Here is a 15,477-nt window from a genome sequence, read left to right on the forward strand (position 1 = left end):
ATGCAGCAGCCTGAATGTCCCTTTTGTTGGTTTGGGTTTAAATCGGGGTTAACCTTACGACCGGATGAAATTAGAGAACTTCGTCGGCATGGCGCGCGAACGGTGCATCTCGCGGCTTGCCGACAGGCTGCTTGTCCAATAGTTGGGAGCGATTTAGCGAAAGGGCTTTTGGCGGGTCAGGGCTTCGGCTACTGCTGACCTATTACCGTGGCGCACGCTACGGCTTCGATTCGTGAACCATCGCAAATGCGCGCGTCATGACATTTAGCGAATCGATGTCTCCTCTTGAGGCGAATAAGTTTCTCCTGCATATAACCTGAGCGCGGAGAACCGGCAGGTAAGCCCGCACTTTGAAAAATGCGATGGCCGCTCGGGTCTTTTATCGATTCTTCTCGCACGACATCATTCGCTCACTCCACTCACTCGCTGTAATTCGCTTGCGCAAGACAGCGTTTGTTCCGCAAAGGCAGCGTTTTTCGTCGACGCGCGCCGCTTCTCTTACCGCGTCTCTGGTCACCGGAACGACACTTGCTGCCTATCACGGCGTGACAGCCCTCAATTCCGTTCGGCGCATTGCCCGGTCCGACCCGACCCGCATCTGCATTCAGTCGCTCATCGCGAGCGCTGTGACTTATGCGTGCTTGCGGTTCGCGAACTCTCCGAGCCTCACCTGGGGCGTCTTCGCCAGCCTGTTTTCGCTGCAGGTGCATTTCGACCGCAGCCTGAAAAGCGGCATGGGACAGATGGCCGGCGCTGCTATCGGAACGCTCGTCGGACTCGCGGCACTGCACAGTTTCCCTGCTGCTGAAGCCGCCTTGCCCAGGCTCGCGCTGACCACCCTGACGACGTGTCTGACATCGGCCTTTTTCCCCGCGACCAACTACAGCATCTTCGTCGCTGCGGCGCTTGCGCTTCAGCCGCCCGACAGCCCGCTCGAAGCGCTCTCGCGCGCAGTCGCGATTATCCTGGGATCGGGAATCGGCATTATGGTGTCGTTGACCGTCGTGCCGCAAATGGCGCGCTCCCGCGCGTTCGCTGTGATGGCCGAGCTGCTCGACGACTGTCGCGCGTTGCTATCGGCGGTGCCGATCCTTTCCCGCGATCATGACCGCGCCGCCGTCGATGCGTTGCACGAACAGTTTCTTCGTCACCTCGTGGACGCAAGAGCCATCAGTGGCGAAGCGCGAATTCGAGCGCGCTTCGAACGCGGCCCGACGCTCAACGCGGCGCTCGACGCTTTCCATACCCTGTGGCACGGACTCGTGTTGCTCGACCGCGTTGGCCAGTCGCATAGCGGCGCATTCGCGGCGGAAGACTGCGCCGCACTGGGCGAGCTGGTAAGCGCCGTACGGAAGAACGGCAGCGACTACCTGCACCACCTCGCAGCCTACCTTCGAGACAACGCGCCGCTGCCGGCGAGCCGGGACTTCCTCGCGCCGCTGCACGATGCCGCGACCCACGCCCGGTCGCGCTGCATGGAACGCGTCTCGCAGACCGGTCATTGTCCGCAGCGGGTGCAGGCGCTGTCCACGCTGGCGTTCGCGCTGGCAGAGGTCGAATCGAATCTGAAACGCATCAGCGACTTGCTGGAGCCGCAGGCGACGGCGTAACGAAAACGCGCGCGCTGCCGATGCAAGTCGGTCATGAAATCGCCTGGAAATGCGGCGCGGATCGAGCGGCGAGTCGATTCTTCGTGATCGCTAATTTCCCATCCGCTGCCGCGCGCTCATGAAGGGACCGGTCGGCTGGCGCTCGGGTGCAAAACGATCGAAGCCCACGGGTGCCGGCATGTCGATATAGACCGCTTCCATTCCCTGCCGGCTGTACGTTTCATGCCAGAAGCCCGCGCCGCGGCTGTCGCGCAGAAAGTCGCGCCACCACCGCGAATGAGGCTCGCTGCGAGTGAATGCTTCGAGGCTGTCGAGATCGCGCCAGTATTGACGAATGCCGATATGGTTGAGCGCGAAGAACACCTGCTGGCTCGACAGTAATCCATCCGGCGGATTAGATTCGATCTGCCGCAGCCCTTTGCCGATGCCGAGTATCGCGGCGATTCCCCGCAACCGGCGCACGCGAAAGCCCAATTGCACGACGACGAGATTCGGATACGCGCTGAGATCGACGGATCTTCGGACGACGGACGTTTGCATGGCGGCTCCTTTGCTTCTGAACTGTAAGCATAGTCGCCGATCATCCGCTCGCAAGCTGCGCTGACAGATGCGCCACTAGAGCCGCATGGATGAACCTGATGATCGAAGCCATTCACGACAGCGCCTCTCGAGCGCGACCGCCCCGAATGCAACGGTTCGTGGGGTGAAAGGTTCCGCGCGCCGGCTGCGCGGGACGGTCGATGCCGGCGTTATAGCAGCTCTCGACGTGATGCGTTCAGCGCGTGTGGCGCGCGTTGCCGCGATGAGCGCGTGCGGCGTCAAGACGGTCCGCGGCACGCTCGCTTGCGCAACCGGCCGAAGCCGGCCGCCCCTCGGTCTTCTCGCGCTTCGCGGCGCGGTCGTGCGAATTCGCGAGACGGACAACTCGGGTTCTTCGCTGACCGCGCCGGCCGCCATCATCGTCGAGTGAGGCGCGCGGCTGGCCAGCCGCGCTCGCACCCCTCGCTTACTCGTTCGGCACGTTGCTTTGCGGATCGGCGGGCGTCGCCGGGTCCGGATTCGCGGCGGCCGGCGCGTAGCTGATGACGTTCGGCAATCTCGGACTGCTCGAATTCGTGCTGTCGAGGATACGCGACTGAATCGTCGTGTTGTCCGTCACGCCCCAGAAGTTGTTCGAGAAGTCGAGGGTGTGCATCGTCGATGCAGCGTAGGTCCCGTGCGCCGCAATGACCATGCGGTTCGTATTCGGCGAGTTCGTCTTGAACAGGAACGAATTGTTCTTCGCGATGCCGGCAGGCGCGCCGCTGACCGGAAAGTCGTCGATCAAGACGAGCGAATCGACCATGTTGATGAACAGATTGTTCTGCACGATCACCGAAGGATCGAAGGCGAAGGCGGCCGAATCGACGAACGTGTTGTACCTGAGCGTCGAGTTCTTGAAGCTTGGGTAGCCGTTCGTGCCCGCCTCGTAAGTGGTGACGCCTGCGCGAACGATGGGCGTCACGTTGAGACGATAAGCCTGGCTATAGGTCATCGAAAAAGGCGCGGCGGGACTGATCTGCACGAAGGCGTCTTCGAGACGCGCATGCTGGATGCTGACCGTCCCGCCGCCCGCGTTCGCATCGACGTTGCTGACGGTCACGCCGAGAAGCTGCACCTGATCGTTGCCACCGACATTCAGCTTCCCCGCCACGTTGATGATGCCTTTCGTCGGAATCTGCCCGATGCAGTCGGACGTGCACGGCGTCGGCCTGATGCCCTCCACGATGACATTGTCCGGGATCGTCAGCGTAGCGCCCGTGGCAACGTGCATCGTGCCGGCGATGTAATACGGCGAACCGCTCGCGGGCCATGTCGTGTCGGTCGAGATGACGGCGCCATCGGCAATGACCGTCTGCGGCTGCGCGTAGACGTAGGCGGTGACGACCTTGCCGGACGCATCGGAGCAGGCCTTCGCCGGGTCTGTCGTGAAAGGGCCGCCTGAACACGTCGTGGCAGTCGAATTCGACGCCGGCGTGGCCGATGCCGCGGACGTCGCGCTGGTTTCACCGCCCCCGCCGCCGCCACATGCAGCAAGCACAACGCTCAACGCAACCGCCATGCGTGTTTTCATGATTTTCCCCGTAGTTTGTGGTGTGAACTCGCCTGCTCCGAGGGGATGAGGCACGAGGTTATCGAATGCGACGGCGGCCCATTGTGCGCTGCTCCACTTATCGCGGCGATTTCGTCTTATGTTTGGGTCTTGGCCTTGGGCTGGCTGGTCATGGCGAAGCTAAAGCAGTCACACATTCGATCTGCACCTGCCGTGGGTCTCCGAAGGCGACGACTCCGCGAGCGGACGTATCGCTCATGGTTGCGCGTGCCGCGCCGCATCCTCGATGACTGCCGCAACCTGCCGCGGACGCGACTCATACACCGAATGACTCGCGCCGGGAATCACGGTCGTGTGGCTATGCGCCCGCGCGTAATACCAGCGCTCGAGATCCGGACTGATAATCTTGTCGTCGCCCGCGACGATGCCCCAGCTCGGCTTCGAGGTCCACGCCGCAGCGGTCAACGGCGTCGAGAAAACATCCGCCGCCGTCAGCATCTGCGCATGCGATTCGAACCTGGCTTTGGCTAATGGCAGGTCGGCCGCGAAGTCTTTCGGGAACACGGCGGGACTGAGATACGTGTAGCCATCGGCGGTCTTCTCGATGGCGCCCGATTGCTTCGACGTATAACTCGGCATCTGTTTGCCGAGCGCGCTTTCATCCTCGCCGACAGCAGGCGCATGTGCGGCGACATAAACGAGACCGACGACATTCGGGTGCTCGCCTGCTTCCGTGATGACCGAACCGCCATAACTATGGCCGACGAGGATCGTCGGGCCGTGCTGCAAGTCGAGCACGCGGCGAGTGGCTGTCACATCGTCTGCAAGAGAGGTCAACGGTTCCTGCACGAGACTGACGTGATACCCATCCTTCACGAGGATGTCGTAGACCGGTTTCCAGCCAGAGCCATCGACCCACGCGCCATGCACGAGAACGATGTTCCTGACCTGTCTGGGGCTCGATGTAGCGGCGATTGCAGGAGATGACGCGAAACCGGCGGCAACCGCGAGCGCGATAGCTGCATGCGATAGAAACTTCACGAGAGACTCCATCGACGGATATAAGAGGTTAGGGACGGCCGGACAGGTTCGGCTGCCCGGCCGTGACGAATCAGCTTCCGAAGTAGGGCGTGCAGAAGCCTGCCGGCCCGACGCACGTTCCTTTCATCGACATGCGCGCCGGCGCCCCCGACGACGTGCGCTGCTGCTGCACGCCGCCGAAACCGCCGCCCGTCTGTTCCGCTGCGACTTTTGCTTCGGCGGCTTGGATGTCGTCGGGATAGTGCGGATCGCTTGCAAGCGCCGGGTTGTAACCGGCCTGCTCGACGCGCACCAGATCGGCGCGGACTTCGGCGCGGGTGAGCGGACCGCTGGACTGCGCGAAGCTCAGAGCGGGTGCGGCGAATGCGCTGGCGGCAAGTGCGAGATAAACGACGATCTTCTTCATGAGTGACACTCCTTGAATGAAATGAATGAGCCGGATGGGGCCTCGAAGCGCCTGTCGTGCGTCGGGCGTTGCTTCGTGCGGCTGACCGTGTTCATCGATGCAGCCGTGAATGAAATGTAGTGGGACGAGGCTTGCCGGCCCATCGTACGAAGGCGCGCGAGCGGCCATGCTGGCGTTGAGTTCGTGTGTACTTCGGGATAACCGGGCGTGCGATCCGCGAGGCGCGCGGATGACGCTTATCGAACCTTTGATCAGTTGCAATAGCCGGACGCATGACGCCGCTATACCAACGTATGAGCGCCGCCCGGCGAAAGAGAAAACCTATACGCACATATGATTTGCCGCGCTCGCCGCGCTCGCTAAGATGGCGTCACAGTAGCGGACCCGCACGTTTGGGCCGCGCCGACAGCACATGATCGAGGACACGCGCTTGACCTTCCCTCCACTGGTCTCAGTCATCGACGACGACGAATCGGTTCGCGCCGCCACGTCGAGCCTGTTACGCTCGCTCGGCTGGGACGTGCATCTGTACCCGTCTGCGGAATCGTTTCTGGCATTCGGGCATTTCGACGAAGTTGCGTGCATCATCAGCGACGTGCAGATGCCCGGCATGACCGGCCTGCAATTGCAGCAGCGGCTGCGCGAACTGGGCCTCGCGTTGCCGATCATCTTCATCACCGCGTTCGCATCGGATGCGGTACGCAGGCAGGCGCTCGACGGCGGCGCGCTATGCTTTCTCGGCAAGCCGGTGGACGGCGCCGTCGTATCCGATTGCCTGAGTACGTTGCAGCGACGTTTTCAATCCGACGCCCAGTGAGCGCACGCGTTCGTCAAGTCAACGCCATTCGACTGCCTATGCTTAATCCGCTTAGCCCGGCCGATCCAAGCGGCCGGCACAACGAGTCGGCCGGTATCGCGCGCCGCGATGCGCGAATCGCATGGGCGCTTGCCGGTGCGCTTGCCCTCGCGGTGTTTCTCATCGATGCGCTCACGCCGCTCGACATCGCGATAGCCGTGTTTTATGTCGTCGTCGTGCTGCTCGTCGCGTCGTCGGGCGGGCGCACGGCAACCGTCCGCGCGGCATGGGGCTGCGTGCTGCTGACGCTTGCAGGCTTCGTCCTCTCTCACGACGACTCGGTGTCAACCGGCGCCATCGCCCGATGCGCGGTGAGCCTGCTCGCGATCGCGACCACGTCTTATCTCGCGTTGAGGAATCAGACCGCCACCGCCGATCTGCGCGAGCAGGTCGAGGAGCGCAAGCAGGCGGAGCGCGCGCTCGAACGCACCGAAGCGTTCCTTCTCGACGCCCAGCGCCTGAGCCGCACGGCGAGCATCGCGACGCGCTTGCCCGAAGGCACGATGTGGTGGTCCGACGAGGCCTATCGCATCTTCCAGTACGCCCGCGACGTAGTTCCATCCATCGATGCGATTCTCGCCCGCACGCATCCCGACGATCTCGCGCTGGTGCGCAACGCGTACCGCGACGAGGAAGGCGGCGCGCCCGTGATCGATGTCGAGCATCGGCTGCGGATGCCCGATGGCGCCATCAAGCACGTGCATTACGTCGCGCATGCGGTGCAGCGAAGCGGTGAGCGGGAGTATGCCGGCGCGCTGATGGATATCACCGAGACGAAGCTCGCGCAGGAGGCGCTTGCGCGCTCGACGGCGGAACTGGCGCACGTGACGCGCATCTCGATGCTCGGCGAGCTCGCCGCGTCCATTGCGCACGAAACGACGCAGCCGATCGCCGCTATCGTCACGTGCGGCGATGCCGCGCTGCGCTGGCTGAATCGGCCGGAGCCGGATCTCGCGGAAGCGAAGCAGTCGATTGCGCAGATGATTCGCGATGCGAAACGCGCGAGCGACGTGATCCAGCGAATCCGCGCGATGGCGAAGAAGCACGAAGGTCCCGCCGCCGCATTCGCGCTGAATGGAACCGTCGAGGAGGCGCTCGAGCTGGTGCGCGGCGAACTCGACCGTCATGGCGTGGCAGTGCGGCTGCAGCTTGCCGAGCCATCGCCTGTCGTATGCGGCGATCGCGTGCAGTTGCAGCAGGTGCTCATCAACGTCATCATGAACGGCACGCAGGCGATGGCCGCCCAGACCACGCCGCGCCGGCTGCTGATTGCCACGCGCGTCTTCGACGGCGATCATGCTCATGTGGCCGTCGAGGATTCGGGGCCGGGCATCGGCGAAGACAGCGCGGGATGCATATTCAACGCCTTCTTCACGACCAAGGCCGATGGCATGGGCATGGGCCTGTCGATCTGCCGGTCTATCGTCGAGGCGCATGGCGGCCGCATCTGGGCCGAGGCTGCCGCACGAGGCGGTGCGTCCTTGCAGTTCATTCTGCCCGTCGATAAGGGGACATGTCATGAGCAGCCGGCTCGATAACGCCGCGAGCAATGCGATGGTCTATGTCGTCGACGATGACGACTCCATGCGCGAGGCCGTCGGCATGTTGCTGCGCTCCGTGGGGCTCGCGGTGCAGACGTTCGCATCGGCGCAAGACTTTCTCGCGTGCGAGATGCAGGACGTGCCGAGCTGCCTGATCCTCGACGTGCGACTGCGAGGGCAAAGCGGACTGGCGGTGCAGGAGCAGATCGCGGCCAGCGAACTCGGCTTGCCGATCGTTTTCATGACCGCGCACGGCGATATCGCGATGACCGTCAAGGCGATGAAGGCGGGCGCGCAGGACTTCCTCGCGAAGCCATTTCGTGACCAGGACATGCTCGATGCCGTCGCCACTGCGCTTGCGCGCGACGAAGAGCGCCGCAAGTCGAGCCGCTCCGTCGCCGATCTTCGGGTGTGTTATGGATCGCTGACTCCGCGCGAACGGGAAGTAATGGCCTTCGTCGTGGCCGGACTCATGAACAAGCAGATCGCATCCGAAATGAAGCTGAGCGAGATCACGGTGAAGATCCATCGCGGACAGGCGATGAAGAAAATGCAGGCCCGGTCGCTCGCGGATCTGGTTCGCAAGGCGGAGGCGCTGGGCGTCGGGCCGGATCGCGCTTGATCGGGCGGGGCGTTACGGTGGTTGCTTGTGACTGCCGTTTCGGCACGCCGGGAAAACACGCGCGGCTCGCGTAGTGAACTGACACGGCACGATGCCGTTTCGCGTCGAGTTATCGAACGGGCCGGCTACAGCGCCGCACGCGCGAAGCGCTCGGCATTCTCCGGCCGAGCGCCAGCAAGAAACCGTCCACGCACAAAAAAGGCCGCTTGCGAAAGCGGCCTTCTTCGTCTGCACGAAACGCGAACCTAGTCGTCCAGCAACGACAAGTCGCGCACCGCGCCCTTATCCGCCGACATCACCAGCTTCGCATACGCCTTGAGCGCCGCCGACACCTTGCGCGGACGTGGCTTCGCGGGCTTCCAGCCCTTCGCGTCCTGCTCCTGGCGACGGCGCGCGAGCTCGTCGTCGGACAGCAGCACGTCGATCGTCCGGTTCGGAATGTCGATGCGAATCCTGTCGCCATCGCGCACGAGGCCGATTGCGCCGCCCGCCGCCGCTTCCGGCGAGCAGTGGCCGATGGACAGGCCCGACGTGCCGCCCGAGAAACGCCCGTCCGTCAGCAGCGCGCACGCCTTGCCGAGACCCTTCGACTTGATATAGCTCGTCGGGTAAAGCATTTCCTGCATGCCGGGTCCGCCTTTCGGACCTTCGTAACGGACGATGACGACATCGCCCGCCTTGACCTTGTCGTTGAGGATGTTCTCGACTGCCTCATCCTGCGATTCCGTGACATGCGCGGTGCCTTCGAACACGAGAATGCTTTCGTCGACGCCGGCCGTCTTGACGACGCAGCCATCGAGCGCGATGTTGCCCGTCAGCACCGCGAGGCCGCCTTCCTTCGAGAACGCGTGCTCGAAGGAGCGAATGCAGCCCTCGGCTCGATCCGTGTCGAGGCTCGGCCAGCGCGTGCTCTGACTGAACGCGACTTGCGTCGGAACGCCCGCGGGTCCCGCCATATAGAAGGTCTTGACGGCTTCGTCGTCGGTCAGCTTGACGTCCCACTGCGCGAGCGCGTCTGCAAGCGTCGGCGCGTGCACGGTCGGGACATCCGTATGCAGCTTGCCCGCGCGATCGAGTTCGCCGAGGATCGCCATGATGCCGCCCGCGCGATGCACATCCTCGATGTGATACTTGTTCGTGTTCGGTGCGACCTTGCAGAGCTGCGGGACGGTGCGCGAGAGGCGGTCGATGTCCGCCATCGTGAAGTCGATCTCGGCCTCGCGGGCGATCGCCAGCAGGTGAAGGATGGTGTTGGTCGAGCCGCCCATCGCGATATCGAGCGTCATGGCGTTCTCGAAAGCCTTGAAGCCGACCGAGCGCGGCAGCACACGCGCCTCTTCGTGCTCGTAATAGCGGCGCGCCAGTTCGACGATGCCCCGGCCCGCGCGCCTGAAAAGCTGCTCGCGATCCGCGTGTGTCGCGACCACGGTGCCGTTGCCCGGCAGCGAGAGACCGAGCGCTTCGGTGAGGCAGTTCATCGAGTTGGCCGTGAACATGCCGGAGCAGGAGCCGCATGTCGGGCACGCGGAGCGTTCCACTTCGGCCACGTCGGCGTCGGAGTATGACTGGTCGGCGGCGATCACCATGGCATCGACCAGGTCGAGCTTCTTCAGTTCGATGGCCTTGGTTTTCGGATTGGCGAGGCGCGTCTTGCCGGCCTCCATCGGGCCGCCCGAAACAAAGATGACAGGGATGTTCAGGCGCATCGCGGCCATCAGCATCCCCGGGGTGATCTTGTCGCAGTTGGAGATGCAGACCATGGCGTCGGCGCAATGCGCGTTGACCATGTACTCGACCGAATCCGCGATGATCTCGCGGCTCGGCAGCGAATAGAGCATGCCGTCGTGACCCATCGCGATGCCGTCATCGACCGCGATCGTGTTGAACTCCTTGGCGACGCCGCCCGCCGCCTCGATTTCGCGTGCGACGAGCTGGCCCAGGTCTTTCAGATGCACGTGACCCGGCACGAACTGGGTGAACGAATTGACGACGGCGATGATCGGCTTCGAGAAGTCTTCGTCTTTCATGCCGGTCGCGCGCCATAGCGAGCGCGCCCCCGCCATGTTGCGGCCGGCGGTGGAAGTTTTGGAACGGTATGTAGGCATCGTGGTTGCTGTTCGAGTTTCGCGAGGGGAGGCTGGCCACGAGGGGTAACGGGCCCTCGCGCAGTGTCGACGGCCTTGTGGGCCGGACGGGCGCGGGTTGGGAATTATCACATACCTGTTACGTTCATTCTCCCTCGCCGCGCTGCCCCGCCCGCGTGTCCGCTCACGCCTGCGCCAGCTTTCTGATATGGACCAGTGCGAACAGGCTGACGATCGCCGCCGCGATCAGATAGAAGCTCGGGGCAAGCGGATTCCCCGTCAGCCCGATGAGCGACGTAATGATGAACGGCGCGAAACCGCCGAACACCGTCACCGACACGTTGTAGCCGACGGACATTCCCGTCGTGCGGTTCTTCGTCGGAAAGAGGTCGCTGAGCAACGCGGGGAGTGCGCCGAAATACGCTGCGTTGGCCAAGCCGAAGAAAATCTGGACCCAGACCAGGGTGCCGAACGCAGGATAGTCGTGCAGCAGCCGGAAAACCGGATACGCGCAGACGAGGAAGACCGCGCCTGCCACCATCATGATTCTTGTCCTGCCGACACGGTCGGACAGATGGCCGAAGAACGGAGCACCGATCATCTGGATCACGCCCGTTGCGATGGTCGCAGTGAATGCAGCGGATGCGGGCAGGCCCAGTTGCTTGACCGCATACGTGGGCATGAAGAGAATGAGATACGTCGCCACCGTTCCGAGGACCACCGCTCCGATCGCCAGCACGAGACGATGTCTTTGATCCGTGAACGTATCGGCCAGCGGCGTCTTGGTGGTTTCCGTGCCGACGAACTCGGGCGTTTCATCGATATTTCGCCTGATGTAGTACGCCACCGGTCCGATCAGTAATCCGAGGAAGAACGGCAGTCGCCATCCCCAGCTCAGCACCTGCTCCGGCGTGAGCGCGGTCGTCAGCCACGTGCCGGCCAGTGCTGCGAGCAGCGTCGTGAGTCCCTGACTGGCCGCTTGCCAGCTCGCGAAGAACCCGCGCCGCTGACCACCGTGCTCCGCGAGAAAGGCGGTCGCGCTGCCGAATTCGCCTCCCGCCGAGAAACCTTGAATCATGCGAGCGAGGACGATGCCGACCGGCGCCGCGATGCCGAGCGTCGCATATGTCGGCATGATCGCGATAAGCAGGGTGCCGGCCATCATCAAGAGAATGGATAGCGTCAACGCGGCTTTGCGGCCTGCCTTGTCCGCATAGACGCCCAGCACGACCGCGCCGAGCGGGCGCATGAAGAACGACACCCCGAACGTACCGAGCGTGAGCAGCAAGGAGACCGTCTCGCTCCCGGCGGGGAAGAACAGCCTGGAAATCGTGACGGCAAAGAACCCGTATATGACGAGGTCGAACCATTCGAGCGCATTGCCGATAGATGCGGCCACGATGACTCGCCACGCACGACGGCTCGATTCCGTCTCTTGTAGCGACAAGCCCGGCATATCAGTCATGCAGTATCTCCTGTGTTTTGCCGCGTTAGAAGCGGCGCTGTTTTCGAAGGCGAATCCAAGAGCTTGCGTTGCCTTTAGCGGCACTCCACGAGCATTATCGACTGGAAACGGCGCTGCCGTGCTCGTGTCGTCCGTTTGAGTGCGCCGTGATAGGCTAGGCTATCCCGGCGCCCGCGCGAAACATGCGATCGCATCGGGGGGGAAGGCGCAGCACATCTACCACGACACGACGCGCTCGACGCACACGCGTTTGCGGCGCACGCACGACAAGGACAATCACGCTTTGATCAAGGCAATTCTGTGGGACATGGATGGCACGCTCATCGAGAGCGAGTCACTGCATCTGGCGACGCTCGTCGAGGCGCTCGCCCATCACGGGGTGCAAGCGGGCGATGAATTGCATCCGCTCGTTTTCGGCAAGACCGGGCGCGAAGTGCATGCGCTCGTTCGCGAGCGCTTCGGGCTTTCCGTCGATTTCAGCGAATGGTCGGCGTTTCGCGCGCGGGCCTATCTGAACGGCGCGCCCCGGCTCGTGCCCCGTCCCGGCGCGCTCGAGGTGTATCGCATGGCGAAGGCGGCGGGCATCACGCAGGCAATCGTATCGAATGCTTCGCGCATGTTGCTGGAAGCGAACCTGCGCGCGTTGGGCATCGAGGAGCCGTCGCTCATCACGGTCAGCGTCAACGACGTGCGTCACGGCAAGCCGAGCCCGGAGCCATACGAACGCGCCGCGTGGCTGCTGCGTCTCGCGCCGGAAGAGGTCGTCGCAGTCGAAGACAGTCCGACCGGCGCGGGCGGCGCGATAGCGGCGCACATGCGAGTGATCGGCTGGCCCGTCGATGACGATGCCGCCGCGCTCTTTCCTGCCGAAGCGCAGATCGTGCGGTCGCCGGGTGAACTGGCGGCGACGCTCGGGCTGCAGGCGTTCTCGCTGTCCGGGGTCTAGGCAGGCAGTCGCACGGGCCCGTGCTTCATTGCGTCTGATGCGCAGCCTCACGATCGGACTCGCAAGCGCAGCCATAAGTGGATTTTCCCCACTTGAACAGACGCGAGGTCTTTCCGATGCCGGGATTGAATGAGTTGGTCGGATCGAGCTCTTCATAGAACTGCGTAAGCGACGCTTTCGCTTCGTAGAGGTGCCCGACGTTGTGCTCCGCCGGATACTCGGCGCCGCGCGCAGCCAGCAGCGCGAGGATCTCGTCCTTGATGCGGTCGCAATCGACGCCTTTCTTCACCAGATATTCCTGGTGCAGCACATGGCAGAAGAAATGACCGCAGTACATGGAATACTCGATGTCCTTCGAGATGTGCTGCGGCAGCCGTTCGAACCAGTCGGTCGTATTGCGCGGCAGGGCGATATCGAGCGCGACGATATCCTCCACCGTTCGCGGATGCACCGCGCGATACCGGACCATCGCGCCGCCGATGGTGAAGCGGTTCAGAAACGCCGCTTCGCCTTCCTTGGGCGTGCATTCGAAATAGTCGCCCTGTTGCGTGGGAAACCGCAATTGCAGATAGTCGCGCGCTTCCTGCACGCCGTCGTTACCCATCTTGAGCAGCAGGTGATGCTCGAATCTGTCGCGGTACTCGATCAGCCGTCGCGGCAGATGCTCGGGCAAAAGCCGGCTCAATGCCTGCAGCAGGCGATCGCTGATGCCACTGCCGAGCCGGGCCTTCTCGGTGAATCCATCGAACCGGCTCTTCGCTGCGAAGGCGCGCGGCACCTTGTCGGTGCCGAAGGTCCGGATGTAGAGGAACATGTCCTTGCCATAGCGGCGGCTGATGTCGAACGCGCCGCGGTGCATGTATTCCCCCGCTATCGGCAGACTCTTGAAGCCGCCGAGAATGTCGCGGCGGATGGTTTCGAGTTCGGCCGGATCGTTGCTGCCGATATAGAACACTTGCGTCTGTTCGTCCGCAGGGAACGTATCCAGCCGTAGTGCGAACACCGCGAGGTGTCCCGCAGAGCCCGATGCTTCGTAGAGCCGGCGCGGGTCTGCATTGAAGCGCGCGGGAGTGGATGCCTCGATGTCGCGCACATGCGTGCTGTACTCGTGATCGGAAGCGAGCAACCCGTTTGCTGCGGGGATATCGTCGGGCAGTTCGCCTGCGTCGAGACGGGCGAGGATGGCTTCGGCGGAGTCGCCGAGATCGATTTCGAGGTGATTGACCAGCTTCAGCTCGCCGTCGGCTGTAATGCGTGCGTGAATCGAAAGCTGCGTGAACGCCGGTCCGCGGCGAATCAGCGAACCGCCCGAGTTGTTGCACACACCCCCGGTTACGGATGCGCCGATGCAGCTCGAGCCGATCACCGAATGCGGTTCGCGCTTGAGCGGCTTCAAACGCTTCTCGAGCTGGTCGAGCGTGACGCCCGGTTGACAGATCGCCTGCTCGCCGTTGCGAATCAGATCGAGCCGGCGCAAGCGCATGGTATTGATCACGACGACCGGGCGATCGTAGCCTTCAGCCGCAGGCGTCGATCCGCCGGTGAGCCCGGTATTCGCCGCCTGACAGATGACGATGACATTCGCACGATGACACGCCTGCAGCGCCCGCCACATCTCGACGAGCGTGCCCGGCTGAATCGCGGCGAGCACCGGGCCGCCGCCGTATCGATACCCTTGCCGGAAGCGGCGCGTTTCAGTGGCGCCGGTAAAGACGTAAGCGTTTCCAACGATGTCGCCGAGCGACTGAATCAGTTCGTTCATGAAAGACCGTTTCTGTTGTAGAGACCGCAGCGAGCGAAGCCTTTCGCCTCAACGCGACGAGTTCGCTTTCTCTTCGTCAGTCCGGCTCGCGCAGCATGGCGGGCATTCGTACATGGACTTCGCGAAACACATGCGCTGCATGACCCGCGAGATGACTTCGCGCGTCTCGTCGAGATCGTTAGAGAGCGAAAAGAGATAAAGCGCCGTTTCTGGATATTACGTGAATCGGCGTTGTCTTTGGGGGATAGGCCCGCGATTACGGCACTGCGGCGACAGAGAACATCCGTGGAAACGGCTGTGCTGTTCTTCGTCTACAAGGCCCCACGGCTTCGCATTCATTTGCCGCACGACGAGGGCGCGCGCGTGCCTACAGAGTCTTGGGAACGACGAACCGGCAAGTTCCAGGCATCACATGCAATGTCGAGCGCATTCAATGTCCGGCCGACGATCCGACCGCCATTCGCTTGCCTGCGATGGATCATCGATGGTCTGACGCGGACCTCGAAGGAGTCGAGGCGCGGGTGAGGGGTGTGACGTTCGCGCAGTGTCTCCACGCACGCCATGTGATTTGTTCCACCTGCATGTATCGCAACAACATGGCGAGTCGCGTGCTGGCGTCGTGGTTATCGAACAAGCGACGGTCCATCATCGTTCAGCGATGACCGCCACGGCCTTGATTTCCACGATATAACCGCCTGCGCCGCCCAGCATATGCGCCCCCACGGCGGTCCACGCAGGCAGCGGACGTGCCTTCAGGTATCGGTCGCGCACTTGCATGAAGAGCGGGAGATCCCGCATGTCGGTGTGGAACGTGGTGATGTCGACGACATTGGCGAGCGTTGCGCCTGCGGCTTCGAGCACGGTCTTGAGATTCTCGAAGGCTTGCACGATCTGCGCTTCGCGTCCTTCCACCAGTTTCATGTTGGCGTCACGGCCGATCTGCCCCGAGACATACACCGTGTGGCCGACTCTCACTGCCGGGGCGTAGCGAATGTTGTCGTAGACCGCTTCCATTCCCGCAGGGACGATGGCTTTGCGTTCGTTCACTATGG

13 protein-coding genes are annotated in these 15,477 nt (G+C 63.0%); 5 read left to right on the forward strand and 8 right to left on the reverse strand.

The window, feature by feature from the left end; genetic code table 11:
• Window positions 1-626 precede the first annotated feature (626 nt).
• The gene (locus P9255_RS04960; RefSeq protein ID WP_309789210.1) at window positions 627-1,610 is read left to right on the forward strand and encodes an FUSC family protein; all 984 of its coding nucleotides are present in this window, start codon (window positions 627-629) and stop codon (window positions 1,608-1,610) included.
• Window positions 1,611-1,700: 90 nt separating this feature from the next.
• On the opposite strand, the gene P9255_RS04965 is transcribed toward P9255_RS04960, so the two are convergent.
• The 4 genes from P9255_RS04965 to P9255_RS04980 form a co-directional block, all read right to left on the reverse strand.
• Window positions 1,701-2,150 (reverse strand): monooxygenase family protein, encoded by a 450-nt coding sequence (locus tag P9255_RS04965; RefSeq protein WP_309765809.1) that lies wholly within the window; start codon window positions 2,148-2,150, stop codon window positions 1,701-1,703.
• A 466-nt stretch (window positions 2,151-2,616) separates the two neighbouring features.
• Window positions 2,617-3,723, reverse strand: coding sequence for a hypothetical protein (locus tag P9255_RS04970; RefSeq protein ID WP_309765810.1), 1,107 nt, complete (start codon window positions 3,721-3,723; stop codon window positions 2,617-2,619).
• 234 nt (window positions 3,724-3,957) lie between these two features.
• Window positions 3,958-4,743 (reverse strand): alpha/beta hydrolase, encoded by a 786-nt coding sequence (locus P9255_RS04975; protein WP_309765811.1) that lies wholly within the window; start codon window positions 4,741-4,743, stop codon window positions 3,958-3,960.
• Between the two features lie 70 nt (window positions 4,744-4,813).
• Window positions 4,814-5,149: a DUF4148 domain-containing protein gene (locus tag P9255_RS04980; RefSeq protein WP_309765812.1), complete on the reverse strand. Its 336-nt coding sequence runs from the start codon at window positions 5,147-5,149 to the stop codon at window positions 4,814-4,816.
• A gap of 430 nt (window positions 5,150-5,579) precedes the next feature.
• Between P9255_RS04980 and P9255_RS04985 the strand changes: the two genes are divergently transcribed.
• The 3 genes from P9255_RS04985 to P9255_RS04995 are packed head-to-tail and all read left to right on the forward strand — an operon-like array spanning window position 5,580 to window position 8,168.
• On the forward strand, window positions 5,580-5,966 hold the full coding sequence (locus P9255_RS04985; protein ID WP_309765813.1) for a response regulator: 387 nt from the start codon (window positions 5,580-5,582) through the stop codon (window positions 5,964-5,966).
• A 38-nt stretch (window positions 5,967-6,004) separates the two neighbouring features.
• Window positions 6,005-7,543, forward strand: a complete 1,539-nt coding sequence (locus P9255_RS04990) for an ATP-binding protein (RefSeq protein ID WP_309765814.1) — start codon at window positions 6,005-6,007, stop codon at window positions 7,541-7,543.
• On the forward strand, window positions 7,524-8,168 hold the full coding sequence (locus tag P9255_RS04995) for a response regulator transcription factor (protein ID WP_309765815.1): 645 nt from the start codon (window positions 7,524-7,526) through the stop codon (window positions 8,166-8,168). Before P9255_RS04990 ends, P9255_RS04995 begins: the two co-directional genes overlap by 20 nt.
• A 245-nt stretch (window positions 8,169-8,413) precedes the next feature.
• On the opposite strand, the gene ilvD is transcribed toward P9255_RS04995, so the two are convergent.
• Window positions 8,414-10,273: a dihydroxy-acid dehydratase gene (gene ilvD, locus P9255_RS05000; protein ID WP_309765816.1), complete on the reverse strand. Its 1,860-nt coding sequence runs from the start codon at window positions 10,271-10,273 to the stop codon at window positions 8,414-8,416.
• A gap of 163 nt (window positions 10,274-10,436) precedes the next feature.
• Window positions 10,437-11,708 (reverse strand): MFS transporter, encoded by a 1,272-nt coding sequence (locus tag P9255_RS05005; protein ID WP_309766764.1) that lies wholly within the window; start codon window positions 11,706-11,708, stop codon window positions 10,437-10,439.
• A gap of 292 nt (window positions 11,709-12,000) precedes the next feature.
• On the opposite strand from P9255_RS05005, the gene P9255_RS05010 reads away from it, so the two are divergent.
• Window positions 12,001-12,663 carry an HAD family phosphatase gene (locus P9255_RS05010; protein ID WP_309765817.1) on the forward strand — a complete coding sequence of 221 codons (663 nt, stop codon included), beginning with the start codon at window positions 12,001-12,003 and terminating at the stop codon, window positions 12,661-12,663.
• Between the two features lie 25 nt (window positions 12,664-12,688).
• Here P9255_RS05010 and dld read toward each other — a convergent pair whose 3' ends face one another.
• Both dld and P9255_RS05020 read right to left on the reverse strand, forming a co-directional pair.
• A complete protein-coding gene (gene dld, locus P9255_RS05015) occupies window positions 12,689-14,425 on the reverse strand; it encodes a D-lactate dehydrogenase (protein ID WP_309789211.1) in 1,737 nt (578 codons plus the stop codon).
• 645 nt (window positions 14,426-15,070) lie between these two features.
• Window positions 15,071-15,472, reverse strand: a complete 402-nt coding sequence (locus P9255_RS05020) for a RidA family protein (RefSeq protein WP_309765819.1) — start codon at window positions 15,470-15,472, stop codon at window positions 15,071-15,073.
• Window positions 15,473-15,477 lie beyond the last annotated feature (5 nt).

Source organism: Caballeronia sp. LZ019 (assembly GCF_031450825.1).
GTDB lineage: Bacteria > Pseudomonadota > Gammaproteobacteria > Burkholderiales > Burkholderiaceae > Caballeronia.